This window comes from Stutzerimonas stutzeri, from assembly GCF_019090095.1.
GTDB lineage: Bacteria > Pseudomonadota > Gammaproteobacteria > Pseudomonadales > Pseudomonadaceae > Stutzerimonas > Stutzerimonas stutzeri_AN.
This window is the reverse complement of the sequence record NZ_JAGQFP010000002.1, coordinates 1,430,918-1,454,302: the sequence shown is the minus strand read 5'-3', so window position 1 is coordinate 1,454,302 and position 23,385 is coordinate 1,430,918. Positions and strand designations below refer to the sequence as shown.

Below are 23,385 nucleotides of genomic sequence, written 5' to 3'. Positions count from 1 at the left end.
GAAGGCTCACCAGCGTCCAGCGCCGCTTGCAGCTGCTGCGCAACCGCCTCGACGCCCCAGTTCACATGCAGATCATTCCAATCCATCAGGCAGCCTCCCCTGGCATCACCGGGAACACCGCAAAGCCGCCCACCTCGGCAGCTGCCGCCTCAGCCTTCATCCGGCCCGGGTTGTTCTTCACGGTCGGGTCATCGTCGCCGGCAATGCCGATGCGAATGGTCGGGTTCGCCTCACGAAGCGCGCGGCACACCGCCGCCAGGTTGCCGGAATCGATCGCCACCGCGACTGGCATCTCCAGCGCCATCCACACACTGGCCGCCGTCGCGTAGCCCTCGGCCACGAACAAACCGCCCTCCTCGACCAGCGACCCGATCAGGTGAAAGCAGCCCGCCTTGCGGCCGTACTTCGGGAACAGCTTCGTGCCCTGCTCGTTGATCGCCTGCAGGCTCCACAGCTTGCCGGCCGCATCGCGCAGCGGCACCGCAATGGTCCCGGCCTTGAACATCATGAAGCTGAGCGAATCGGGCCGCGGCTTGGGCAGGTTCGCGAAAAAGGTACGCGTCTCGCTGCCCACCCACACATCGCAGCGCTGCCGCGCGTCATCGATCGAGAGCACCACCGTGTAATGGAAGAAGCCCACACCAAAAGCCCCCACCTGCTTACGCTCCAGGTAGGGGCTCTCGCCTGTTGGCTTGCAGTGCTTCGTCAAGATCAGCTCGCAAGCCTGGGCCACCGCTTCTCGCATCACCGCCAGCCGTGCTTCATCCACCTCGACTTCCGCCTGCCGCGCGGCCCGCCGTGCTTCCGCCTCGGCATTCAACTGCCGCTTCTCTTCGGCTGTCATCGGCTCGCGCCGTGGCGCCCAGCCTTTGTCCTTCGCCAGCTTGATGACCGTGCCCATGCCCGTCCCGCGCTTGCGGCACGACTTCCACACGCTCTTCGCATCGGCCGCGCTGTAACCCTCGCCGGTCTGGCTCCAGGCGTTCCAGGCATCGAACCCGGCTTCACCGAACTCAGCCTTCACTCCCATGGCCACCGCCAACCAGGTGTCGCGGTCATCCGCGCCGATGTATTGCAGCAGCTCGCCAAGATCGGCCAGCGTCAGCGGTACGCGCTCAACCATGGGCGGGCCCTCCCGCTTTCAACGCCGCCAGCTCGGCCTGCGCCTGCTCGAGCTGCCGCCAGGTTTTGCGGTGGGCTTCGTGCTGCTGGCTGAGCTGGGTTTCGAGTTCGGCCACGCGGGCGGCGAGATCGGTCTGCGCGACAGGGGCAGCGTAGAGTGGAACGCTGTATCCGGTTTTCCGGTACTCGTAGAGGCTGACGAACATGACGCCTTCTGGGTCGGTCATGTCGCATTGGCGCGCCCACGCCACCGGCTGCTGCTCGGTCTGCGCGACAGGGGCGGCGTCATCCTGAAGGTCCGACAGAACATCCTCGTGGATGATGCGCAGCGGAATAAACTCGTCATCGACCCAATAACCTTTGTCATGACAGTAGCGGTGCGAAACCAGCTGCCGCTGATGCCATGGATCGTCCGGCGATCCTTCTGGATACGGAATGCTGTAGCTGTCAAATGGGCCGCCGAATGTTGGGATAACCCCAAGCTCTGGATGCTCAAGGTGCATGAAGTACGGCAAGCCGGTCACCGGGCATTTAGCCGGGTACGGATTGGAGTGAATACCCTCGACCGGCTGCTGCGCGGGGCGGGTGGTGACGACACTGAACTCCGGCACTGGCGTCAGCGTTACCCTCTCGACCGTCCCCTTCGTGCCCGCCCATACACACGCCAGGCTTTCGACTCCAAAGTGGCAATCGCTGCCGAACTGGTTCACGGCGCGATAGACGACCATTTCATCCTGCGCCGGGGCCACCGCATCAATACGCTCAACCACGCCGCACCCCCTTCGCGCACTCATCAGCCAGCGTCTGGCAGTCAAAGCACAACCGGCAGCCCTTTACCGCCTCCTGCCGTGCCTTCGGAATCTCGCCGCCGCATTCCTCGCACTTGGTCAGGCTCACGCCCTGGTACTGCACGCGGCTGTCGATGGCGCGCTGAATCTGTTCGGCCTGGGCCTGTTCGGCCAGCTCGATCAAATGCTCATCCATGGGCCACTTCCTCCAATGCTTGCTCCATCGCTTGCTCGGCACCGGCCACGATGCCGAGGATTTCGCCGATCATCCGGTGCGCGTGGTAGCGCAGGGTTTCCACCTCGTGGTGCTCCCACACGTTGTCCGCTGCACCATCGTGCAGGCTGCCGACGAACTCGCCCTCGGCTTGCAGCAGCTTGCCCAGCGCGCGCAACGCATCGCGCGTGGCCGGTACCGGCTGCGGCACGAACGCCACCGCCCCGGCCGGACGCACGAGCGCCGCCAGCAGGCGCGGATCACGCGTCGTAGCGACGATCTCTTCGATCAGCTCAGGGTGCATCGGGCGGCCGCCCGTAGGGTTCAGGCGCTTGCTCAACTCGTCCGGGTCCATCCCGATCGACAGCGCCACACTGTTCTGCCCGCCAACCGCATCGCGCGTGGCGCGGTACAGCGCCTGCCGGGTGTTGAGTACCGGCCCGGCGGCCGGCAAAAGGTCTTTGCGACTCATGGTCTTTAATGCCCCGGTAACGCCGTAGCCATTCGTCGGGCAATTGCCCTACTCTATGGCTACAGCAGTCGTCGCCCGCTTAAGCATTGCTGTGTCTCGGCGGGCTGACTGTTGAGGTAGTCAGGGGTGGTACCCGTCTACCGGACCGCTGGATCAAGGCTCTTTACTTTGGTGAGTGGGCGCCTTGGTTCCAGCCTCTACATCTCCCTGCCGCCGTGGCGTCAGGTTTGTTGCTCCCGGGCTTCAAGCCCTGCCGATACCGGTCTGGTGGTGAGCCTCCCGGTACCGGCACCGCCGCCCCGCTCTGCGCGGTGGTGAGTGTGCGGCGGGTGTTGTTCGTTAAGCGCGGCGGTCGCCCTCGCGCCGATCGCCTTCACGACGATCACCGGAACGCCGCTCCCCGGCCCGGCGATCGCCGAGCTGGCTGTCATCAGTGGTCTCGCCAGCCTTACGCGGCGCGGCTACAGCTTTGAGGCGATTGAAGTCGAAGGGCTTGCCTTGTTTCGCGGCCGCCTCAGCCAGCTTGGCCACATACGTGGTCTCGCCCGTGTACTCGGTGCGAGGCAGCGCGTCAGCGGCGATCCACTTGTAGATGGCCCGCACGCTGACGCCGCACGCTTTCGCTGCTGCTTTCGCGCCGCCTACGCATTTCACTGCCTCTTTTATCGCGCTCATTACGGCGCCTCCTCGGCGTAAATGTGAACCTGAAGTACATATTATGACGGAACTGAAAGTACATGCAAGGGCGTGCGAGATTGAACCAATGGTTCAACATGACGATTTCCGCATCGCTTTTTCACAACGCCTCAAAGCTGCACTAGCCAAGAACGGCATAGATGCATGGGGCGCTGGCGCTCGCCTGGCAAAAATTGCGAACGTCACTCCGAAAGCGGCCAGCAAATGGCTTAACGCAGAAGCCATGCCGGGGCCAGAAAAGATGGCGGCTCTCTGTAAAGAGCTTCGCATCCGGCGCGAGTGGCTGCAGTTTGACGAAGGACCTATGCAGGCTGCCGAAGGCGCCGGTGCTAACGTGGAGCCCGGCCCGGCGATTACCAGCCCTTACCGTGAGGTCAAGATCGTCGGCACCGCCCAGATGGGAGCCGAGGGTTACTGGCACGCCCTTGACGACGGTGAAGGCTATGTCGATGTGCCGTCTAAGGACCCTGGCGCCTATGCCCTGCGCTTACGCGGCGACTCAATGGCCCCCGCTATACGTTCCGGCTGGATCGCGGTCTGTGAACCAAACGGCAGGCTTGTGCCAGGCGAGTACGTGATGATTCGGCTTGTCGATGGCGAAAGCATGCTCAAGGAGCTGCTGTATGCGAACGACGTCGAGGTCAGCGTAATGTCGATCAATGACGCATACGGCCGGCGCACCATCCCAGTTGAGCAGATCGAACAGATGCACTATGTCGGGCACATTCTGGCGCCGAGTAAGGTTAGGATTTAATAATGGCTGATGCGAATGACCAGGCGCCGAGCGGCGTATTTGTTAACGATTTCATAGCATTTCTAAACGATACACGGCCTGACTCCAACTGCCCAGGATGTGGCACATCCCCGTCTATTTGGTCGCTGTGCTCGTCTGTCTGGGAAGGAAATCCATACGGAAAACAAGATGGCCGTGAATTTATGGAGCCCATCTTCCATGCATTCAAAACAGCGCACTCAGACGGCGCGCCTGTGGGAATGACGACGTACGCCATGTTTTGCACCAAGTGCGGCCACTTGGAGCAAATATTTGCGCCTGTCATCCATGACTGGCTGCAAGAGCGCCATAGCGGGGATCGCGATGATTGAGCGCGGCGCAGGGTCACAATGGAAGAAAGAAGATGATGTGGATTGGGCTAAAGTAATTAGCCTATACAACGTCCGCCCGTTTAAGCTCGCTGGTGACACAAGATCAAACCCTGCGCATACTAGATCTATGAACGATCTCACCCGCGAAGAACTCGACGCAAAGCTTCAAGCAACAGAAGCGCGCATGGACGCGAGGCTTGAGCGTTTCGATAAGGACATGCGGCAGACGGTTAGCGACTTTCGACTTGAGATCCTGCCTCTTAAAAGTCTGAAAGCGAACATTTGGGGCGCTACAGCAGTGACCATAGGCGTGATGGTAGCCGTCCTGTCCTATGGCGTTGCTAGCTTCGACTCCGGCCGCGACACGTCTGCTGTGATTCAGGAAATGAAACAGCAGTCCTTCGAGACCCGCCAGCTGCTTGAGCAGATCAAGGCCCAGCAAGCAGCTAAACCGGCCGATACAGCGCTGCCCAGCACACCACCAGACGCACCGCAGCAGTAACCCAAACCCCGCACCTAGCGGGGTTTTTTGTATCTGTCTACGCTGATCAAAAACAAGAAGGATCAGCCATGACGGATCACAATATTCTTCCCACCCTGCTTTACCAACTCCACATGAACCAACTGGCCATCGGCGCTGCTGTAGAAGAGCTCGCGATCTGGGTCGAGCAGCGCGGATCGGTCGATACTGCCCAAGCAGCTAAGAGTCACCTCGATCTGCTCAACACAAGCTCCGACGGTATCGCTGATCTGATAGCTACGCTGATGGCCAAGGAATAGCGGCACCTGCACCAATTCTTTACACATCAAATCGCGGTCGTCCCGCTTTGATTGAACTTTCCGATTCCCCTTATTACTGTACGGATATCCAGCATTAAGGAGAAAGCCATGAATCGGACTCAGGCTCAGACCATCACCCATCAGCGCCAAGCATCCAGCTATGGCCGACTGGTGCGGCGCATCAACCACCTCATCACCACGCCTCGCGCTCAATACGAGCGCCAGGCCAATCTCGCCCGCCACCCTGACGATCGGCTCGACGACTGGGAGCGCCTGCTCGACGAGATCCAGCAGACCGACGGCGTCGCGATGACGAAGCGCCCCGATGGAACCGTGCATGTTTGTTGGTCAATAGCCGAGCGCTGATCGAAGCTGTGAACCACAGCTTCCTCAATATGTACCTGCGGTACTTGACTATTGTGAACCTCTAGTACATATTTCGACCCGTACCCACTCACCAAGGTTACGGTCATGCAGACACAGCACAGCGTCACCCGCTGCCCGGTATTCCTACACCCGGCATGCGCATCCAGCCCCGCCACCATTGCGCACATTCAGCGGTCGACCGGCCAGCTGATCGTGCTCACCGGCGGGCGCCCACAACTCAAGCAGCGCTTCACCACACCAACCCAGGATGACTTCGGCCCGTTCGGGGGTGATGCAGCATGAGCGCCTATACCCTTACCGCAGGCAGCACCGCTGCCCTGAAGCTGATCGCCAACATGGGCGGCACCGAGACGCTGCTGCTGATCCAGCCCGAGCGAGATCTGCGCCCGGAGATCACCATCGAACCGATGGGCACCGTGTTCGGCGCTCCGCTCGAGGCCGTCCTGTACCTGGCCAACCAGCGCCACAGCATGACGCTGCAGCGCAACGACCGCGCCAACGCCCAGCACCTGGCTGAATGGGTCGAGTCGATCGCGAACGGCACGCTGGATACGGCCGAGGCCACGCCGCAACGTACGGTCTGCACTTGCCCCAGCGGAGATGGCTCGCTTCGCCACCCATGCGCCACCCATCCAACCGATTGCCCGCAGCGCCCTGCCGTGCTGCTGCCCTGCCGCCAGTGCGAAGGCGAGGCCATCGCCTATGACTACGCCGCCCAAGGCGACACGTTTCTGCATGGGGTGAAATGTCGCTACCGCAGCTGCCAGTCGCTGGAAGGCGCCCCCACAGCGACGGAGGCCGCCGACGCTTGGAACGAGATTCAGCGTGAAAAACTGAACGAAGAACCAAGCGCCACCACCGACATGGCCAACCATCCGGCGCACGAAGCGGCCCACCCAAGCGGCGTTGACTACATCGAGGTGGCCGAGCACCTGCCGTTTTGCCTGGGCAACGCGTTCAAGCACCTGTACCTGCGCAACGCCGACGGCAACCCGGCGGAGACCATCGAAGAGGCCATCTGGCACGTCAACCGCCACAACGAGACCTACCCGGAAAAGCCCGAGCTACCCGAAGAAGCCCGTGAAGCGCTGGGCGCCATCGTCGTGCACGAGCCGCATCCGTTCGGCGCCGCGATGCTGATCATCGCTGGTCCTGAGGAATGCGGCGCTTACGACGCCTGCGTGGAAATGCTCGCGGCCGAAGCCGAGCGCCTGCGCTGGATAGCCCAGCACTGCGCGGCAGCAGCCTGAGGCCACCGCCATGAATAGGAATCTTGACGCCACCGCCGCCGTGCTGGGCATCGGCCCGCGCATCCTGCGCCGCCGCCTGCGCGAGTTGGGCATCCTCAAGCAAAACGGAGAGCTCGCCTGCGCACATCGCGACAAGGGCTACCTGTTCGTGGATACCCGCTCGCGCTGGAACGCCAGCATCGGCGCCTGGAGCCACTACCCGGTCGTGATGACCACCGAAGCTGGCATTGCCTGGCTCGCCAAGCAACTGGACATCACCGTGACCCAGAAGGACGTCGCATGAAGACCAACCCCATCACCGATGCCATCGGCGCGCTCAAACTGGTCCCGATCGTCCACCACCACCCCGGCCTGGTCTGCGCCCAAGCCATGCTCGGCGCCGCGCGTGAAGCGGTCGAGCGGCTCGAGGCTATCGACCCGGCCGCACTGGAGCTGGCCGAGGTGTACCGCGTCGTCGTGGCCGAGCTGGCACCCGGGCAAACGCTCTACGTCACGCCCACCACCAGCGCCGAACGGCCCTACGGCGCCGTCGTCACCGATGCGGCCGGCCAGCTGATCGTCACCGCCGCGGGCCGGACCATCGAGGGCCTCGCGACGATGGTTCGCATGCGCCTCCCGGCGGGGTGCGGGGAGGCGGTAGCGTGACCAGCCTCGCCAACCCCAACAGCACCTACCAGCAGCTATTGCGCCGCTACGACCGGCCCTGCCTGCCGCTGGACGACGTACGGGCCGAGTACCTGCCGCATATCAGCAGCATGGATCACCTGCTCGAGGAGATCCGCAAGGGCGCCATCCGCCTGCGCTATGTACGCCTGCATGGCAGTCGCAAGGCACCGCCGGTCGTGTTCCTCAACGACCTCGCCGCCTGGCTCGACGCGCAGGACCCGAGCAACGAGCACCAACCCGCAGCATAAAACCAACCGCCGCCCACCAAGCGGCATAACGCAGCAAAGGGAGACACAGCAAATGAAACCCACCGACGTAAATGACTTCTTCGGCTCGCTGAACGCTGGCGTTTTCGCCCAGCAGGTCGGCCGCGCCCTGTCCGATGTCGCCGCCGGCGTGATCGACCACAGCAAGCAGGGCCAGGTGACCATCACCTTGAAGATGAAGCAGATCGGCCAGAGCAACCAGGTGGCTGTCAGCCACACGCTGGACTTCGTCCAGCCCACCAAGCGCGGCAAAAAGCGCGAGGACACCACCCTGGACACGCCGCTCTACGTCACCGAACAAGGCCTGACCCTGTTCCAGAACGACCCGACCGCGCAGATGTTCACGCCGGAGCAAGCCCCGGTTAAAGCGCGCCAAGTCTGACCCGCACCACCAAGCCCCACTCACCACAAGGAAGCAACACCATGCCGTTGAGTAAAGAAGCCATCCAACATATCGAGTCCAACGCCCTCGCCGCCGCAGGCCGCGAAATCGGCACTGATGCCGCCCGCCTGGCCGTGCTGCCCGAAAGCGTTCGCCTGCACAGCCTGGAAGCGTATCAATCGGTGCGCGACCGCTTCCGCGGCGCCCTGAATACGCATTCGCTGCAGGACTTCGTCAAATACGTTGATAACCACAAGAGCGACGACACCACCCCTGTCAGCTCGGCGGGCTTCATCGATCAGGACGCCATGCGCGCCACGGTGATATTCAACCTGGGCGAGCCGGGCTATGCCGGACACGCGGACGACACCGCCACCCTCACCCTCAAGGCCACCGCCGCCTATTCCGCCCTGCAAGGCATCGTCTGGCGAAAGCTCGACCAGCAGACGCTGGCTGAATTCCTCGAAGACTGGGCACCGAATATCCAGACCTTCGCCGGCGAGGAGGAACTGCCCCTCGCCCAGGCCATCGCCGGCATCCGAAAGATGACCATCAAGGCCACCAGCCAGCGCGACAGCACCGTTGGCGACTTCAGCAACAGCCGCTCGTCCATGGACGAGATCGAGGCCAAGAGCCAGGAAACCCTGCCGACTGCCTTCGTCTTCGTCACCGTACCGTTCGAAGGCCTTGCAGCTTCCACGATTAGCCTGCGCCTGTCCGTCATCACCGGCGGCGAGGCGCCGATGCTCAAGCTGCGTTGGGTCGGTGAGGAGGCCCAGCGCGAGTCCATCGCCCGCGAATTCAAGGGCGTGCTCGAGCAGGAAGTGGGTGGGCTCGTCCCGCTGACCATCGGCACTTTCGCCCTCGGCAAATAACGATCACCAACACCCGCCCGCCGCAGCACTCACCACGCCCGCGGCGGGCACCAGGGGAGACACAGCAATGTCATTCACCGCTTACCAATTCATGGCGTTCATCGGCGGCTTCGCCGGCACCGCCATCTTTGCCACCCTCGGCTACATCGCCGGCCGACGCGCGCACCGCCAAGAGATCAGCCGCATCTGCCAGGCCCGCGCAGACGAGAACGAACTGTGGCGCCACAAGCTGAAGCGCTCCGAGCACGAACACACCCTCAGCCGCCTCAACGCCGCCCAGGCCATCGAGGCCCTGACGGAAGAGTCGGACCTGCGCAGCGAGGAACTCACCCGCTTGCGCGCCCAGGTCGCCGAAGCCCTCGCCGCCGTGAGCCGCTACAACGCCGTCGCCATCAGCGAAGAGGACGCCGCCCACCTGACCGCCATCGCCGCCAAGCTCAGCCTCGCCGCGCAAACCTTCGGCAACCTCGGCGCCACTGACCAGGCCAAGAGCTGCGAACAACTCGCCGCCTTCGCACTGGCCATGTTCAACCGCTACTGGGCCGCCCAGACCACCCTCGCGCAGGAGCAAGTTGCATGAGCCAGAAAAGCTATCTCGTTTACGGTCCCAAGGCCTGCGGTAAGACGCGAAACGCAAACGCCATAGCTTCAGCGCTAGGCCTAAAGAACATCCTGGACGATTGGGAGCCGGGCATGCATGCGCCCGCTAAGGACACCTTGGTTTTGACAAACTCCGAGGGTCCGTTCGCCCCCTTTGAGCGCCGCATCATGTCGTACAAGGATGCGATGAAGCGGGTCCGCAATGAAGTAGCTGGGGGTCAGCAATGAGCTGGATACTCACCCACACCGGCAAGCGCTTCGACCTGCTGGCCCCGCGCGCGGAGCTGATCAGCACCATCGACATCGCCCACGCCCTGGCGCACGTCTGCCGCTTCAACGGCCACACTCGGCACCATTACTCGGTCGCGCAGCACAGCCTGCTGGTGGCCAGCATTGTCCCGGCCGAGCACCAACTCGCCGCGCTGCTGCACGACGCCACCGAGGCCTATGTCGGCGACATGGTGCGCCCGCTCAAGGCGCTGCTGCACGACGCCACCGAGGCCTATGTCGGCGACATGGTGCGCCCGCTCAAGGCGCTGCTGCCTGACTACAGCGAGATCGAGCACGGTATCTGGCTGGCCGTCTGCGACCGCTTCAACATCGACTCAACCCTGCCAACCAGCATCTACCAGGCCGACATGATCGCCCTCGCCACCGAGCGCCGCGACCTCATGCCCGAACACGCCGAAAGCTGGCCCTGCCTCGCCGGCGTCAAGCCACTACCGGCGACCCTGCCTCGCTGGACCAGCGAACACGCCTGCATTCAGTACCACGGCAAACTGCTGGAGCTGATGCACGCCACCCACCGAAGCCAGGCGCTCAGCACCTGGGAACGCGTGGACGAAGCCCACACCGGCGCGGCTGCGCCGCAGTGCATGTGAGGTGCCATGAATGAGTTGGCTCTTTTCGCGGGCGCTGGTGGAGGAATTCTCGGCGGCCACCTCTTGGGATGGCGCACCGTCTGCGCCGTTGAGCGTGATGCCTACGCAGCACAAGTTCTGGCGCAACGACAAAACGATGGATGCCTCCCAGCTTTCCCGATTTGGTCTGACGTGTGCAGTTTTGACGGAAGGCCGTGGCGAGGCCTTGTTGACGTGGTTTCGGGCGGGTTTCCGTGCCAAGACATCTCAGCGAGCGGGCCCGGTACCGGCATTGAAGGACCGAGGTCAGGCCTATGGAAGCAAATGGCGCGAATCATCAGTGAGGTACGACCTCCCCTCGTCGAACTGGAGAACTCACCGCTGCTTGTGGGACGAGGTCTTGCCGTGGTCCTCGGCGATCTTACCGAACTGGGGTATGACGCGCAGTGGCTATGTCTTTCAGCACGCGAACTCGGCGCGCCTCACACACGCCATCGCGCCTGGCTGGTCGGGAGAGACGTTTCCAACCCCCTCAGTGGCAATGTGCAAAGGATCATCGGCGAAAGCGCTTACCCGGGTGGATGGTCGGACTCGCCTTCGCAATCGTTTGGACTACTGGGTAGAGCGAGATGGGAAGAATGGCCGGCTGAACCCCGAGTTTGTCGAGTGGCTCATGGGCTGGCCCATAGGGTGGACCGCAATCGAGCCCTTGGCAATGGCCAGGTTCCACGAGTGGAAGCGGCAGCATTCTTATTGCTCACCGGTCAGGAGTGACGCGGCATGAACACCTACCGCCACACCTTCGTTGCTGAATGTCCTGCCGATGGCGAGATGATCGTTTACCGACTGGAGATCCACTCCACTTTGATGATTCATGCCGAGCATATTCGCACTGCTACTGCACTCATCAAGCGCGGCTACCACGAAGATATCGCCGACCAACTGTTCAGCCGCCTCGGCGGCGAGCAACGCATCGCTGCCATTCACCAGGGGGTTGAGATCGAAACCCTGAGGATGCCAGCGTGATGATCCATTACCACGGAACCCCGTGTAGCGGCCCGCGGGCGGAGGCCTATGCGTTCCTATCTGGCCGCCATGCTCTCGTATCTTTCGAGGCACCCGATGAGATAGCGAACGTAGCCGACGTTTGTCAGTCGTTCATCCTCGACAATGGCGCGTTCAGCCGCTGGCGGGACGGCCAACCCCTTGATGTTGAGGGTTATATCCATTGGGTCGCTAAGTGGTACAGGCACCCAGGCTTCGACTGGGCTCTCATCCCGGACGTAATCGATGGCGACGAGGCAGCCAACGACCTGATGCTCGAGTGCTGGCCCGAGCACCTTCCCGGTGTTCCGGTGTGGCACATGCATGAGTCGCTCGAACGCCTGCAGCGCCTAGCAAAAAAATGGCGCGTAGTTGCACTCGGCAGTTCAGGGCAATGGGGAGTGCCTGGCACAACGCCCTGGTGGCGACGAATAAGCGATGCCATGAACGCGATCTGTGACGAGAAGGGACGCCCAATCTGCAAGCTGCATGGATTACGCATGCTTGATCCGAGGATTTTTTGCGACCTGCCATTGGCCAGCGCTGACTCAACTAACGCCGCAGTGAACGCCGGCGCCGTCGGCCGCTTCGGGATGTATCCAGCACCGACTGCCGCGGCTCGAGCAGCAGTGATCGCCGACCGAATCGAATCCCAAAATTCAGCACCAGTCTGGCAGCACAGCGGCCAGAGTGATCTCGTACTGGAGTTCCACGCATGAGCCAGCGTAAGCGCTCGATTGGCGAGAACCGCCTGAACACCAGCCGCTGCCGGACCACCAGCATCCGGCAAAACCAAACCTGCATTGATGTCATTAGCCAGATGGCCCGCGGCGTTGAGGATGCAGCATGACCTACTCCATCTTCTACAGCACCGAAATGCCAAACGACACCGCTAAGGTCAGCGGGCGCCTGCCGCGCAAGCCGCAGCGCTGGTTGATGGAGTGGCTGGTCAAGACGCCGGATGGCAAGACCCACGTCGACAACTCGCGGACTATCCAGCACGCAACATACGAAGAGGTGAACGCGATCATGGGCGCCATCATCGACGACATCAAAGCAGAGATCGGCGACCTGGCATCGTTCATCAGTTACCGCCTGACCTGCCACGGCGGCACGAAGAAGCATCGCAAGGGAGGGAAGCGCCGTGGTCGCGCTTGAAGGTTACCTGAGGGAGGAGCAGGTTTTGGAGGTTACAACGCTGTCCCACGCAACGCTTTGGCGCGAGATCAAAGCCGGCCGCTTCCCGAAGCAGGTGCGACTTTCGCCAGGCCGCGTCGGCTGGCGAGCATCCGACCTGCGCTTTTGGCTGGAGGATCCGGAAGCATGGTGCAAGCAGGTGGCGTGACGACTACGGCTTCACTCCCGCCACATCGACAAGCCAGGTAGCCCAATCCTCGAGGCCCTGGCTTTTTTCTTTCAGGTAGTCGTAGCGATCATAGTGCTTCGACGAAACGTCGCTGAACGCATGCCCCTGAATGCGATCGCGCAGTTCCTTGCTGATCCCCGCCACACCCATCAGCGTTTTGCACGTGCGCCGCAGGTCGCGCAACGTAAACGGCGTCTTGAACGTATCCGGATGCCGGCCGCAGAGCTTCGTCACCGCCCGCGACACGGACTGGACGTTGATGGAGTTGTTCTTGTATCGGCCCATGAACGGAAAGGCCTCGTCGCCCGAGATCGGTTTCAGCCGCTCCAGGCACGCACGGCTCAGTTCGTTGAACGGCACCACGTGAATCTCCCTCTCGCCTTCTACGCCCTTCTTGCTGCGGATCATGTAGTAGTCATCGCGGTACATCGTGCGATCAGACGCCACCACCTGCTCCGGCCGCTGCCCACCGCTGGCGATCAGGAACTTGATCAGCTCTGCCGTGACCAGGCTCAGCTCCTCCGGAAGCAGGTTCCACAGCGCAGCCAGCTCTTCCTTGCTCAACACTCGCTGCCCCGGGCGCTCCCAGTCGCCCTGCACAGGAATGCTCGCCACGGGGTTGTAGGTCAGCCCGAAACGCACCTTCGACTTGAGGTAGTCGCGAGGGTTGTATTCCTGATTGAGCCCGTGCTGGAACGCAGCATGCAGTTGCGACCGCACCCGGTTGCAGTAGGTAGTCACCTTCGCCTTGATCATCGCAGAGATAATGTCGCGGATATCACCGGGCTCGATGGCGCTGGCCAGCTTCTTCACCAGGTGCGGGAACGGTTCGGAGACGTAGTGCTTGAGTGACCATTCCACGTTGCCGGCCGAGGCGGCGCCCTCTGCTTTCAGCTTGGCCACGTAAGAATCGAGCAGGTTCTGCAGCGTGCCTTCCGCCTCACTCTGCGGTGATGCCCCTTTGCACTTGTCCCGGGCGACGGTGAGCGACATCGTCGGCCACACGCCGAGCTTGCGCTGCTTCTTCTTGCCCGCCACGTGCCACTGATAATAGAACTCCTTCGTGCCGTTGGCGCGGACCTTCAGCAGCAGCACCCCTTCCCCGCGCGCACCGCGCCCGTCGGACATCACATAGTCGCGACCTTCTGGCTTGAGCGCTCGGATCTGCTTTTCGGTTAGCATGCGTGACAGTTTCCGGTGACAGTTGTCCCGAACTAACACGAAATTCGGCGGGACAAATTGAGACTGAGCCGGAAGCCCCAGCCCATACAGGACGGGGATTGTAGCGCTTTTCCGATACTTCGCGTAATAACCTGATATTTGGCCCGTTATAGATTCCCAAGCTCATGACGAGGGTTCGATTCCCTTCGCCCGCTCCAGATTAGAAAAGCCCTGCACTTGCAGGGCTTTTTCGTTTAGGGTTTGGCTTGTTTCGGATAGGTTGCTGGTAGGCTTGGCGAACAAAAATAAATCTGTCCCCTTTTTGCTAAAAATAAATCTGTCCCCTTTTTGCTACAATTCAAATTACGCATGCCAGCGGAGCTCCGACTCCAGGCTGAACACGCAGCCAAAGCGGCAGGAAGATCGCTAAATGCCGAGCTAGTCGCTCGGCTATAAGGAAGTTTTATTTCTGATGCAGCTCCCGCAAAGCTGCTTCCAGCTTCTAAAGCGAGAGAACTAGCCTTGATGGCCAGAAGCGGGATTACGAACGAAATTCAAAGGCGAGCCGCCGATGCAATAACGCGAGCAATTCGGCTGGGACATAACTCAGCTTTAACCAGTTTGGATGACCTTCAGCTGGATATAGGCATCCCTGATGAAGAGCTTGAGGTAATACAAGAAGGGATTACCCGAGTTTATCACAGGCCGGTTATCAGGTCGATTGGAGCGACATCAGTAGTCTTTGGATCGGCTTCTGACCAGTAGAGTGAACGGCAAAAGCTCAGTGATACCGTCTCTCTTTGAATACGAAACTCTCTAATGACCGGCAAAACGAACGGTTGGCTGTAGAGATCAGATCAAGCACTTGACTTTCAGCTTCGTTGAAATCGATTCTAGGCAGACGGCTCATTTTTATGCCGAAATTATCGAATATATCTATCATCGTTTTTTGATGATGCTTGTACTCGTAACGATGCGCATCAACGTTTTCGTACCGATGATTTGATAAATCAATATTCGAATTAATCTGCTGAAGCAAAGCTTGATATTCGTCAGACACATCAAACGAGCCAGAGCTGGAATTCTTAAATAAAATATTGTACCACTTCAAAACATCAACATCTGAATTAGTAATTCTAGGCCTTTTCTCTATCTCACAGCGAATATACTCAGTAAAAATAGTCAACTGTGCAAGATGATTGGCGAGCTTTGAGCTCTGAACCGAATTCAGATAGCTAAACAATGCAACTACGATACCACCCAGAGTTATAAGTACAGCAATTATATTCCCCGTCGAAAAAAGAATATCAAAAACTGCCTCATTCTTTTTTGTCCAAAACTTCACACACGAGCTAGTCAAACAAAAATCAAAATCGTAAAGCTTTTCGCCGAATAGAGTTGCAAGAAATATAGTTAGCGAAACAGCAAAGCCTATCGAAAGAACCAGCACGGCAGCCAAAGTTACTATGGCGACACCTGTATGTTCTTTAAGAAAGTCAGAAACCTTACTCATAAGCTGGTTTAACCTCCCTTAGTCGCTCGCGCAACGATTTAGCTAAATTCGGAAAACTACGACCAACTAAGTTAAGCCTGTCACCAACCCGGTAATATAGCTTCTTATACCAAAAACTTTCACGCTTGGTAGCATAAAGGCTTTCTAGCTTTAAGGTAGCGGCCTTAACATATTCAACCTCTCTAGCTGAAGGCAGCGGCAGGATCTTATGTAAACGGGAAATGAACTTAGAATGCTGGTTATGCCCAACTCTAGCCAGCTTATTAACCCGACCCATGCAGCGGTTGAAATCCTTTCGATAAGGATACGTTTGGCGGTAGTTTTTTTCCTTGGCAACTATCTCTATGCTCTGCACCGCAGCCCGAATTCGCCTCACCTCGTCTGCGGGTAAACGGGGTTCTGCAAAGCAGACTCTCAAACCATGGACTGTCAACGGAGCAAGAGACGCATACTGCGTGATAGTTTTCTTAGTATTTAATGGCAAACCTTTCTCAACGAGCATTTGCTCGACTAATCGAGCAGCATAGGAAAAATCATAGTTTGCCACTTTGGAGGATATGGTTATATCGTCTACAAATCTGGTGTAGATCAAATTTTTCTTACGGAGCCGATGAACCAAGTCATCCTCAGCACCATACAGACTTAACATCGCCAGATAACTTGACGTAAGAGCGCCCTGAACCAGGCTAGATTTATAAGTGCAAACCCTAGTTAACACCTGCGAAACCACGTCAGGGTACTTCAATACCTCAGAAAAAACCCCCATAACCAGATCATCATGGACGTTACTAAAAAAGTCTTTAATATCTAGCTTCAGGATTGATTTAGCCCGGCAATGTAACTTTGCGCAAGCAACATAGTCCCGGCTATTAAATTCATCTTCTGGGTTATCTCCTTTCGGAATAGAACCATAAAGATAACTCGGCCACTTCACAACATCGGGGTTAGAGAAGATACGTGTGTTGATTCTTCTTTGAATTATGCGCAATTCCCGACACGGATTGTGGACTTCTCTGAGTTCACCGGAAAGTTTGGGAATCGTCTTAGATGAATAGCGAAGCTCTTCAGGTATTTCCCACAGCTTCTCAAAATGAAGGGTGGTAAGACCTAAGGCAGCCGCCAGATTCTCAACATTTGAGATAGAGCCACTGGCCACCTTAAATGCTCGGTGTGCAGAACTCCTTCTCATGCCCATCCTCGATAAGTGTAGGTGTCGCCAGCTCATACAATAGAGCGCTAGGGGGTATGTTGCTTTCACTGACGCAGTGCGCCGATCCAGCCAAACCCCCTATGGCTAACCTACCGTCTGTCGCTACTCTAGGAAGCGGATCGTGCCGTCCGTGCCCCAGATGCTTGCTGTCAAACAGCAAGCGCTCTGTTAAGAGCGAAGTCGATGCATTTTTAAGCTATCAGTTGCAGCAAACAAGCGGTACGCTTGTGCTAGCCGAACGCTATCATGACGCTGTCACGACTTCAACAATGAAAATGGACAATGGGTCAGATTGTTTAATTTGCACCTAATTTAACGCAAGGAGGCGGCATGAGATCGGACTGGGAAGACGCCCCGGAATACCTACGCGGCAAGAGAAAAGACAGCCCATGGCGTTTCGTAGCCATCTTGGGTATCGGATCGGTGGTCTTGCTGGGGTTAGCGGCTATGTTCGCAGAGCCTCTTGCGCAGGATATCAACCAGATCAAGTCGGGCTCTAATGTCTCAGGCAAGACCTGGTTCAACCAAGAGCCAACTGAAACCGACCACCCAGTTAGCCGACCTTCACTGGCGCATACGACGCTCCAGAACCATCAGCGGCACCTGAAGCAAAAGGGCAACGCCAATTGACCCAGGCTGAAATCGAATGGTTCGAAGAGGCCTCGGCGCGCACGATAGAACGCAAGCAAACCTCTTTCAGCGACGAAAACTACACCCCCCGCCCTGTCGCCAACACGATGCAACCACCACCGGCCCGCTACTACGCTTCCAGTTCATCCAGCAACACTCAGGGGCGCTCAGAAAGCCGTGAGATGAACATGAGCAACTGGAGCTGGGAGAACGGCCATAACAAGCAGCGCGTCGGCGGCCAGTTCCAGTGGACGGTTGTAAACGACCAGATCGACTTCAGTAGCGTGTGTCAAAACTACAAACGCGGCTCCCTGGTCTACCGCGATTGCCGTAAAGGTGCGAAGGTTACCTTCAAGCAGATGTGCAGCCGATACCAACCGGCATGTGCTGCCGAAAACAATTACTTTCCGTGATATATGCCTACAGCAGTTAGAAAAGTCACCTACTCGAAATATCTCTCTCACATCACTATTGCATGGCTTGTGATCGGTATAGTGCTAGGCCACCTCTTGTCTTCCATAATCCCTAGCCAAATAGACAGCCTCAATCCTTACACACATATAAGTAATTTAACCGAAAATAGCAGGCTAGTTACCGCAATTACAATCACCCACCTTGCCTTACTACCAATAGCGATAATCTTAATCCGACGCCATGGATTCACGTCGATTTCAATCCCAAGGAGAGGACGCATATTCTTATTAATCATTTCGCTTCCCTCCCTTCTGGCATCATTAGGCCTTTTACCAGCGAGCGAAGGTACGAAATACCACGGAGTAGCCATGATTATGGCTACGTATTTAGATTGGTTCGGCGCCTCGTTATTTCTTTTTCTTTTTATGTGGGTATTCGCTTTTTCGGTTTCGGCTGCCTGCTCTAGGAAAACCAGCTCTGGCTAGCCACTTAGCTTTTCACCGGAAGAAAATTCTTCACCAAGAGAATTGGCACCTTCGCCACCAGATACAGCCCCAGACTACCCATCACAAGGCACAATACGCTTGCCATATACAAAGCGATTGGAACCTCCAAAACGGAGTAAAGAAACCGTGTCTGGCGACTTGCCCCACCCGCCGATGACACAAATAGATAGCCAGACACCATCACCCAGTAGCAAAACACAGCCATCGAACCACCGAAGATTAAACAGCCGTACCACTCAAATACTTCTACCGTTTCATCTTTGCTGAAAACGGAATAAATAGTTGCAGAGATTGCGCTCAGCAAAATTGCGAGATTCAAGCCTGCCGCACAAGCCAAACTAATATTTGCTGCCACGAGCTTTGACAACGGTGTAAAGTTTGAAAATGACGACTCGCTGACAAACGGAACGAGTCCTACAACGTATCCGACAATGACCATCACGATCGTAAGCATCGGAATCCTAGGAGCTAGCATTTTTCTTCCTTGGTGGCAGTGCATACTGTGCGACGCGAAAGATACGTCCTGCCACTGTCACACGCTAGTGACGGTAGGAAAGTGTCGATAAAGTGTCGAAATCACTGTGACGCACTGCGCTGAAACGAGCAGGCGATACGCCAGAAATCCTCGTAACGACACGCTTTGAGACGGAACGACACACCAAGCAAAAGGGTTCGATTCCCTTCTCCTTCCCAATAAAAAGCCCCGCATGCGCAAGGGCTTTTTATTTAGAACGGCATATCAACTACCCGGGCATGCGGGCAGCGCTGTTCGGTTCTGCGTGCCGTCGTTACGCGTGAACTGGCAGCCGTACGCCGGATTAGCGACCACACGCGGGTTCAGCACCTCGTCACCTGCCGGTTTGATGCCCTCCTGCTCCCAACGCAGCATGTCCGCCATCGCTTCGACCTGCTCCTGATAGGTGAAGTCGCAGTGACTGGGTGCACGAATGGCGCGTTGCACCAGCAGGTCGCCGTTGCCGTTGGCGAGCGCGTTGCGGCGGTAGATCTGTTCATGCTTGAACGGCACGTAGAGATCGCCCAGGGTGTGGATACTGACGACGGGGACGTTGAACTGCCCATTCACCACCGGAATCCAGCGCAGGCCGTCCGGGCGGATGCTGTTGGCCGGCGGATGGCCGATGACGCGGATGATCGAGTCGTTGAATGCCCGCTCTTCGCGGGACATAGCCTTGCTGGTATCGAACTGATAGCGGGTGGTGAGATTGCCGGAGAGCGAGTCGGCCAGAATGCCGTCCACCGAGCCATCACGCCCACCGGTACCCAGCACGACGCTTTGCAGGCTGGTACGGAAGCCCTCGGCGAAGATCGGCCGCTCACCACCGCTGAGCTCGCGCACGATACCTTCGAGCTTCTCGCCTTGGGCCGACGGGTCGGTCGGGTAGCTGTCCCACAGCGTGCCGATGATCTGCGGCAGCTTGGCCTGGAAGTCCGTCGCCGGGAAGCCCGTCGGGCCCAGCCCTGCCAGATGTTGCGCGGCCAAGGTGAAGTTCATCAGGTATTCGAATTCATAGACATCGCCCGTGACGCCGCACATGGGCACCGAGCCGCTGTAGCGCACCGGATTGTTGGCCGTGGCGTAGGTCTCAGCTTCCACTGCCGCAGCGGCGACATGGCCGCCCATGGAGTGGCCGGTGATGTAAATCTTCGACGGCTGCGCCTTGCCGGTCAGCTCGCTGAAGGCCAGTGCCAGGGCGTTGGTGTCTTCGATACCGGCGCGCACATCGTAATAGTTCTTGCTGTAGCTGGAGGCAGCCCAGGCGTAGCCCTGCTGCAGCAGCCAGGGACGAATCGGCGGCGGTCCGACGGTCAGTTCCGGCCCGGTACCGCGATAACCGTGGGCATACATGATCAGCATGCCGTTCCAGTTCGGCGGCACTTCGATCTGGTACGAAGCGCCTTGATAGATGCCGCTCCAGCGCTCGCTGGGCAAGCCAGGGAAGGGGGCTAACGGCGAGACGACCGGCACGAAGGTGCGCGAATCCTGGAGGCGGACCTCGCTACCGGATACCGGCGGCTTGATCGGCTTCGATCGTGCCTGGACATCGGTCGCTGTTGCGATAGTACCTACCAGCATGACGCCGGCGATGGCACGCGTGCAGGCTGAAGCCAACTTGCTTGGAAGCATGGGTGGTTCCTCAGTTGTTTATTGTTGTTGTTCTAGCGATGCGAGCTTTGCCGGATTGGCCGCCAAGCACTACGCGCACTGCGACTAACCGTGGCAGAAAGTTACGACCTGTCAAAAGCGGCGGCTGTTCGAGAGATGAGCGGCACCACCGTTTCAAGAATGTCACGGCTGCCGTCTGGCTTATGAAGCCGGTCAGGGCTGGATTGGATGTGCGGGGATTGTGGTCTTGTGGCGAGGTAAGGCGCGCTGTTCGGCCAGCCCTGCCCTCCTGCGGAACCTACTCGCATGAGCGAAAGTTTTGGCCCAGGCCGAGTGAGATATTGGGAAAGCCAGCCGTAGCGGCAGCGGCGCGAATGGCCATACGAGAAAGGTGCGGCTGGCACCGCCAGGTGAGGGTCGATGGGTGGCAAGCGGACCGAGCGCGACTATCGCTCAGCCCGCCGCGTTACGCCCGTATCAGCAATTGCCCTTCTTGGCCTGGCCCGGCGGGCAGTGATGCCCGCCATGGCCGCCGCCGTCGCCGATATCGATACCGATGCCCGGCAAGCGTAGGCTGCAGCCAGTCATCAACAGTGCCGCCAGTACCACAGCCGCGGTGCGAGTCATCATGGATTGCGCGTTCATTGGAATACTCCTCAATTTCCCGGGGACGCCAATGCCTGGCGCCTTAAGGCTAGTATCCACCGCCGCGCGAACGGGCGACAGATACCAGGTCCACAACATCATCACCGGCCGGCAACGCCACGGACGACACCTCACTCAACCGGCGTGATACTCCGCGTCAGCTGCTTCGAAGCGCTGCTGAATGGACGCCGCTGGCTCTTCGCTCATCAGGCTGACCACGTAGATGGCAATACTGGCGAGGATGAAGCCGGGGATGATTTCGTACAGCCCGAGACCGATGAACTGCTTCCAGACGACCACGGTAATGGCGCCCACCAGCATGCCGGCGAGCGCGCCGTTGCGGGTCATACGCTTCCAGACCAGCGAAATGAGCACCACCGGACCGAAGGCAGCACCAAAGCCGGCCCACGCATAGGACACCAGCCCCAGGACCTTGCTGTCCGGATTCGAGGCGATGCCGATGGCGATCAATGCGATCAGCAGCACCATGCCGCGACCGACCCAGACCAGTTCGGTCTGCGAGGCGCCCTTACGCAGAAACGCCTTGTAGAAGTCTTGGGTCAGGGCGCTGGAGCTGACCAGCAATTGGGCGCTGAGGGTACTCATGACCGCCGCCAGGACCCCGGAGAGGATGATGCCGGCGACCCAGGGGTTGAACATTAGCTTGACCAGTTCCAGGAACACACGCTCACCGTTTTCGGTGACCGCGCCAGCCAGGGTCGGGTTGTCCGCGAAGTAGGCGATACCGAGGAAGCCCACGGTGACGGCGCCAGCCAGGGTGAGGATCATCCAGGTCATGCCGATGCGGCGGGCATTGGGGATGGTCTTGACCGAGTCGGCCGCCATGAAGCGCACCAGGATGTGCGGCTGGCCGAAATAACCGAGGCCCCAGCCGAGCAGCGAAATGATCGCGATAAAGGACAGGCCCTTGAACATGTCGAAGTTCGACGGATCCTGCGCGGCGATGGTATCCATCACGGTGCTCATATCGCCCAGCGAGAGGATGACGAACAGCGGCGTGATCAGCAGCGCAAAGATCATCAGCGTCGCCTGCACGGTGTCGGTCCAGCTCACGGCAAGGAAGCCGCCGACGAACACATAAATGATGGTCGCCGCCGCGCCGACCCACAGCGCCGTGTCGTAGGGCAGGCCGAACGTCGATTCGAACAGGCGCGCACCGGCGACGATGCCGGAGGCGCAATAGATGGTGAAGAACACCAGGATCACCAGCGCCGAGAAGATGCGCAGCAGGCGGCTGGTGTCTTCGAAGCGATGGGAGAAATAGTCTGGCAGGGTCAAAGCGTTGTGGTTGTGCTCGGTGTGCACGCGCAAGCGCCCGGCGACGAAGAGCCAGTTGAGCCAGGCGCCCGCGATCAGGCCGATGGCGATCCAGCTTTCCGACAGACCAGCGACGAACACGGCCCCTGGCAGGCCCATCAGGAGCCAGCCGCTCATGTCCGACGCACCGGCGGACAGTGCGGTTACGAAGCTGCCGAGGCTGCGACCGCCGAGGATGTAGTCGTCGAAGTTCTTGGTGGCTCGGTAGGCGGTGAAACCGATAAGAATCATCGCCACGATGTAGATCACGAACGTGATCAGGGTTGGGGTAGACACATTCATTATTAGTTATTCCTTGTTGTGCTGCCGGGGCACGGCCCGGCTTAACCAGTAAGGATAGCGGCTCTACGGGCTCTTGGCTCGTGACCGGGCGGTTTCGGCGCCCTGGCATTGGCCAGCCATCGACGGCAGACAAACACCGCAGCCACGAGCGGCTGGACCATCCGGTCCATGACCGCAAGCGGCGCTGCTTGCCTTGCGTCTACCCCGCCAGGAAGAGCACGGCCCAGATCACCGATGCCATCGCCCCAGACCCCTCGATGAAGCCTACATCGCGGCGAATAGCCGGCGCGTCGTCGTCACGGCCAAACGGATCGCTACCCCGGCTGTCTCAATGACTATAGCCGCCCGTATCGGCGGCCCATCGCAGCCCAAGGAGATCCGCTATGTCAGTCAGCATCGATACCGCTACCGGCACCTGCTCCACCACGCTCGAAGGCACCACGTACCGCAGCGCGATCACGGACGTTCGGGTCAGCACCGATCCGGCGGCCCGCATGTCGATGGCCCATATCGACGGCCACAGCACCCATGTCACCGAGGACATGGCCGAGCACCTGATTGCCGCGGGTGCCAAGGACGATCGCGAGAACCTGATCGCGGACGACTAGCGCTGGGGCGACGGCGGCTGAGGTCGCACGCGCCGAAGCCGACCCGTGTTGGCAGCGCGCAAAAAGAAACCCCGCTGCCGG

At 59.2% G+C, this 23,385-nt stretch carries 36 protein-coding genes; 24 read left to right on the top strand and 12 right to left on the bottom strand.

The window, feature by feature from the left end; all coding sequences use genetic code 11:
• Positions 1 to 85: 85 nt before the first annotated feature.
• The 5 genes from KVO92_RS16355 to KVO92_RS22865 form a co-directional block, all read right to left on the bottom strand.
• Positions 86 to 1,123: a PriCT-2 domain-containing protein gene (locus KVO92_RS16355; protein ID WP_217476598.1), complete on the bottom strand. Its 1,038-nt coding sequence runs from the start codon at positions 1,121 to 1,123 to the stop codon at positions 86 to 88.
• Positions 1,116 to 1,892 (bottom strand): hypothetical protein, encoded by a 777-nt coding sequence (locus KVO92_RS16350; protein WP_217476597.1) that lies wholly within the window; start codon positions 1,890 to 1,892, stop codon positions 1,116 to 1,118. Before KVO92_RS16350 ends, KVO92_RS16355 begins: the two co-directional genes overlap by 8 nt.
• Positions 1,885 to 2,106, bottom strand: a complete 222-nt coding sequence (locus tag KVO92_RS22795; protein WP_217476596.1) for a TraR/DksA C4-type zinc finger protein — start codon at positions 2,104 to 2,106, stop codon at positions 1,885 to 1,887. Before KVO92_RS22795 ends, KVO92_RS16350 begins: the two co-directional genes overlap by 8 nt.
• Positions 2,099 to 2,596: a phage regulatory CII family protein gene (locus KVO92_RS16340; protein WP_217476595.1), complete on the bottom strand. Its 498-nt coding sequence runs from the start codon at positions 2,594 to 2,596 to the stop codon at positions 2,099 to 2,101. Before KVO92_RS16340 ends, KVO92_RS22795 begins: the two co-directional genes overlap by 8 nt.
• Before the next feature lie 339 nt (positions 2,597 to 2,935).
• Entirely contained in the window at positions 2,936 to 3,271 is a 336-nt protein-coding gene (locus KVO92_RS22865; protein ID WP_336512649.1) for a hypothetical protein, read from the bottom strand.
• 43 nt (positions 3,272 to 3,314) lie between these two features.
• On the opposite strand from KVO92_RS22865, the gene KVO92_RS16330 reads away from it, so the two are divergent.
• From KVO92_RS16330 to KVO92_RS16240, 20 genes are all read left to right on the top strand, one after another.
• Positions 3,315 to 4,046 carry a LexA family transcriptional regulator gene (locus tag KVO92_RS16330; RefSeq protein WP_254621459.1) on the top strand — a complete coding sequence of 244 codons (732 nt, stop codon included), beginning with the start codon at positions 3,315 to 3,317 and terminating at the stop codon, positions 4,044 to 4,046.
• A 291-nt stretch (positions 4,047 to 4,337) separates the two neighbouring features.
• A complete protein-coding gene (locus KVO92_RS16325; protein ID WP_217476594.1) occupies positions 4,338 to 4,898 on the top strand; it encodes a hypothetical protein in 561 nt (186 codons plus the stop codon).
• Between the two features lie 68 nt (positions 4,899 to 4,966).
• A complete protein-coding gene (locus KVO92_RS16320) occupies positions 4,967 to 5,176 on the top strand; it encodes a hypothetical protein (RefSeq protein ID WP_217476593.1) in 210 nt (69 codons plus the stop codon).
• 108 nt (positions 5,177 to 5,284) lie between these two features.
• A complete protein-coding gene (locus KVO92_RS16315; protein WP_217476592.1) occupies positions 5,285 to 5,542 on the top strand; it encodes a DUF1654 domain-containing protein in 258 nt (85 codons plus the stop codon).
• A gap of 105 nt (positions 5,543 to 5,647) precedes the next feature.
• Positions 5,648 to 5,845 carry a hypothetical protein gene (locus tag KVO92_RS16310; protein WP_217476591.1) on the top strand — a complete coding sequence of 66 codons (198 nt, stop codon included), beginning with the start codon at positions 5,648 to 5,650 and terminating at the stop codon, positions 5,843 to 5,845.
• Positions 5,842 to 6,813 carry a DUF3310 domain-containing protein gene (locus tag KVO92_RS16305; RefSeq protein WP_217476590.1) on the top strand — a complete coding sequence of 324 codons (972 nt, stop codon included), beginning with the start codon at positions 5,842 to 5,844 and terminating at the stop codon, positions 6,811 to 6,813. Before KVO92_RS16310 ends, KVO92_RS16305 begins: the two co-directional genes overlap by 4 nt.
• A 10-nt stretch (positions 6,814 to 6,823) precedes the next feature.
• Positions 6,824 to 7,096, top strand: coding sequence for a hypothetical protein (locus tag KVO92_RS16300; protein ID WP_217476589.1), 273 nt, complete (start codon positions 6,824 to 6,826; stop codon positions 7,094 to 7,096).
• A complete protein-coding gene (locus tag KVO92_RS16295) occupies positions 7,093 to 7,458 on the top strand; it encodes a hypothetical protein (protein ID WP_217476588.1) in 366 nt (121 codons plus the stop codon). The genes KVO92_RS16300 and KVO92_RS16295 overlap by 4 nt, the downstream gene beginning before the upstream one ends.
• On the top strand, positions 7,455 to 7,727 hold the full coding sequence (locus tag KVO92_RS16290; RefSeq protein ID WP_336512648.1) for a pyocin activator PrtN family protein: 273 nt from the start codon (positions 7,455 to 7,457) through the stop codon (positions 7,725 to 7,727). The genes KVO92_RS16295 and KVO92_RS16290 overlap by 4 nt, the downstream gene beginning before the upstream one ends.
• A gap of 52 nt (positions 7,728 to 7,779) precedes the next feature.
• Positions 7,780 to 8,127, top strand: coding sequence for a hypothetical protein (locus KVO92_RS16285; protein ID WP_217476587.1), 348 nt, complete (start codon positions 7,780 to 7,782; stop codon positions 8,125 to 8,127).
• Positions 8,128 to 8,168: 41 nt separating this feature from the next.
• Positions 8,169 to 9,002: a DUF2303 family protein gene (locus KVO92_RS16280; protein WP_217476586.1), complete on the top strand. Its 834-nt coding sequence runs from the start codon at positions 8,169 to 8,171 to the stop codon at positions 9,000 to 9,002.
• Positions 9,003 to 9,069: 67 nt separating this feature from the next.
• Positions 9,070 to 9,582, top strand: a complete 513-nt coding sequence (locus KVO92_RS16275) for a hypothetical protein (protein WP_217476585.1) — start codon at positions 9,070 to 9,072, stop codon at positions 9,580 to 9,582.
• On the top strand, positions 9,579 to 9,830 hold the full coding sequence (locus KVO92_RS16270; RefSeq protein WP_217476584.1) for a hypothetical protein: 252 nt from the start codon (positions 9,579 to 9,581) through the stop codon (positions 9,828 to 9,830). Before KVO92_RS16275 ends, KVO92_RS16270 begins: the two co-directional genes overlap by 4 nt.
• Positions 9,827 to 10,483 (top strand): phosphohydrolase, encoded by a 657-nt coding sequence (locus tag KVO92_RS16265; RefSeq protein ID WP_217476583.1) that lies wholly within the window; start codon positions 9,827 to 9,829, stop codon positions 10,481 to 10,483. The genes KVO92_RS16270 and KVO92_RS16265 overlap by 4 nt, the downstream gene beginning before the upstream one ends.
• A gap of 6 nt (positions 10,484 to 10,489) precedes the next feature.
• A complete protein-coding gene (locus KVO92_RS16260; protein WP_217476582.1) occupies positions 10,490 to 11,236 on the top strand; it encodes a DNA cytosine methyltransferase in 747 nt (248 codons plus the stop codon).
• Between the two features lie 6 nt (positions 11,237 to 11,242).
• Entirely contained in the window at positions 11,243 to 11,488 is a 246-nt protein-coding gene (locus KVO92_RS16255) for a hypothetical protein (protein ID WP_217476581.1), read from the top strand.
• Positions 11,488 to 12,225, top strand: coding sequence for a hypothetical protein (locus tag KVO92_RS16250; protein WP_217477279.1), 738 nt, complete (start codon positions 11,488 to 11,490; stop codon positions 12,223 to 12,225). The genes KVO92_RS16255 and KVO92_RS16250 overlap by 1 nt, the downstream gene beginning before the upstream one ends.
• Entirely contained in the window at positions 12,222 to 12,356 is a 135-nt protein-coding gene (locus KVO92_RS22790) for a hypothetical protein (RefSeq protein WP_272876514.1), read from the top strand. Before KVO92_RS16250 ends, KVO92_RS22790 begins: the two co-directional genes overlap by 4 nt.
• On the top strand, positions 12,353 to 12,664 hold the full coding sequence (locus tag KVO92_RS16245; protein WP_217476580.1) for a hypothetical protein: 312 nt from the start codon (positions 12,353 to 12,355) through the stop codon (positions 12,662 to 12,664). The genes KVO92_RS22790 and KVO92_RS16245 overlap by 4 nt, the downstream gene beginning before the upstream one ends.
• Complete coding sequence (locus KVO92_RS16240; RefSeq protein ID WP_217476579.1) at positions 12,651 to 12,851, top strand: helix-turn-helix transcriptional regulator; 201 nt, start codon at positions 12,651 to 12,653, stop codon at positions 12,849 to 12,851. Before KVO92_RS16245 ends, KVO92_RS16240 begins: the two co-directional genes overlap by 14 nt.
• A 3-nt stretch (positions 12,852 to 12,854) precedes the next feature.
• Here the strand turns inward: KVO92_RS16240 and KVO92_RS16235 are convergent, their stop codons facing one another.
• Positions 12,855 to 14,054: a tyrosine-type recombinase/integrase gene (locus tag KVO92_RS16235; protein ID WP_217476578.1), complete on the bottom strand. Its 1,200-nt coding sequence runs from the start codon at positions 14,052 to 14,054 to the stop codon at positions 12,855 to 12,857.
• A 327-nt stretch (positions 14,055 to 14,381) separates the two neighbouring features.
• Here KVO92_RS16235 and KVO92_RS22785 point away from each other — a divergent pair, with 327 nt between their 5' ends.
• Positions 14,382 to 14,489 carry an Arc family DNA-binding protein gene (locus tag KVO92_RS22785; protein ID WP_272876513.1) on the top strand — a complete coding sequence of 36 codons (108 nt, stop codon included), beginning with the start codon at positions 14,382 to 14,384 and terminating at the stop codon, positions 14,487 to 14,489.
• A 325-nt stretch (positions 14,490 to 14,814) separates the two neighbouring features.
• On the opposite strand, the gene KVO92_RS16225 is transcribed toward KVO92_RS22785, so the two are convergent.
• Complete coding sequence (locus KVO92_RS16225; protein ID WP_217476577.1) at positions 14,815 to 15,546, bottom strand: retron Ec48 family effector membrane protein; 732 nt, start codon at positions 15,544 to 15,546, stop codon at positions 14,815 to 14,817.
• Positions 15,539 to 16,735, bottom strand: a complete 1,197-nt coding sequence (locus KVO92_RS16220) for a reverse transcriptase family protein (protein ID WP_217476576.1) — start codon at positions 16,733 to 16,735, stop codon at positions 15,539 to 15,541. The genes KVO92_RS16225 and KVO92_RS16220 overlap by 8 nt, the downstream gene beginning before the upstream one ends.
• 351 nt (positions 16,736 to 17,086) lie before the next feature.
• On the opposite strand from KVO92_RS16220, the gene KVO92_RS22680 reads away from it, so the two are divergent.
• Positions 17,087 to 17,386, top strand: coding sequence for a hypothetical protein (locus KVO92_RS22680; protein WP_254621457.1), 300 nt, complete (start codon positions 17,087 to 17,089; stop codon positions 17,384 to 17,386).
• Positions 17,383 to 17,799, top strand: coding sequence for a hypothetical protein (locus KVO92_RS22675; RefSeq protein WP_254621456.1), 417 nt, complete (start codon positions 17,383 to 17,385; stop codon positions 17,797 to 17,799). The genes KVO92_RS22680 and KVO92_RS22675 overlap by 4 nt, the downstream gene beginning before the upstream one ends.
• Positions 17,800 to 18,289: 490 nt before the next feature.
• Here KVO92_RS22675 and KVO92_RS16210 read toward each other — a convergent pair whose 3' ends face one another.
• The 4 genes from KVO92_RS16210 to putP all read right to left on the bottom strand — a co-directional run bounded on the left by KVO92_RS16210 (position 18,290) and on the right by putP (position 22,696).
• Positions 18,290 to 18,760 (bottom strand): hypothetical protein, encoded by a 471-nt coding sequence (locus KVO92_RS16210; protein WP_217476575.1) that lies wholly within the window; start codon positions 18,758 to 18,760, stop codon positions 18,290 to 18,292.
• Between the two features lie 285 nt (positions 18,761 to 19,045).
• Positions 19,046 to 20,452, bottom strand: coding sequence for an alpha/beta hydrolase (locus KVO92_RS16205; protein WP_217476574.1), 1,407 nt, complete (start codon positions 20,450 to 20,452; stop codon positions 19,046 to 19,048).
• Positions 20,453 to 20,908: 456 nt separating this feature from the next.
• A complete protein-coding gene (locus KVO92_RS16200; protein WP_217477316.1) occupies positions 20,909 to 21,076 on the bottom strand; it encodes a hypothetical protein in 168 nt (55 codons plus the stop codon).
• 135 nt (positions 21,077 to 21,211) lie between these two features.
• A complete protein-coding gene (gene putP, locus KVO92_RS16195; protein ID WP_217476573.1) occupies positions 21,212 to 22,696 on the bottom strand; it encodes a sodium/proline symporter PutP in 1,485 nt (494 codons plus the stop codon).
• A gap of 383 nt (positions 22,697 to 23,079) precedes the next feature.
• Between putP and KVO92_RS16190 the strand changes: the two genes are divergently transcribed.
• On the top strand, positions 23,080 to 23,304 hold the full coding sequence (locus tag KVO92_RS16190; protein WP_217476572.1) for a DUF3203 family protein: 225 nt from the start codon (positions 23,080 to 23,082) through the stop codon (positions 23,302 to 23,304).
• Positions 23,305 to 23,385 lie beyond the last annotated feature (81 nt).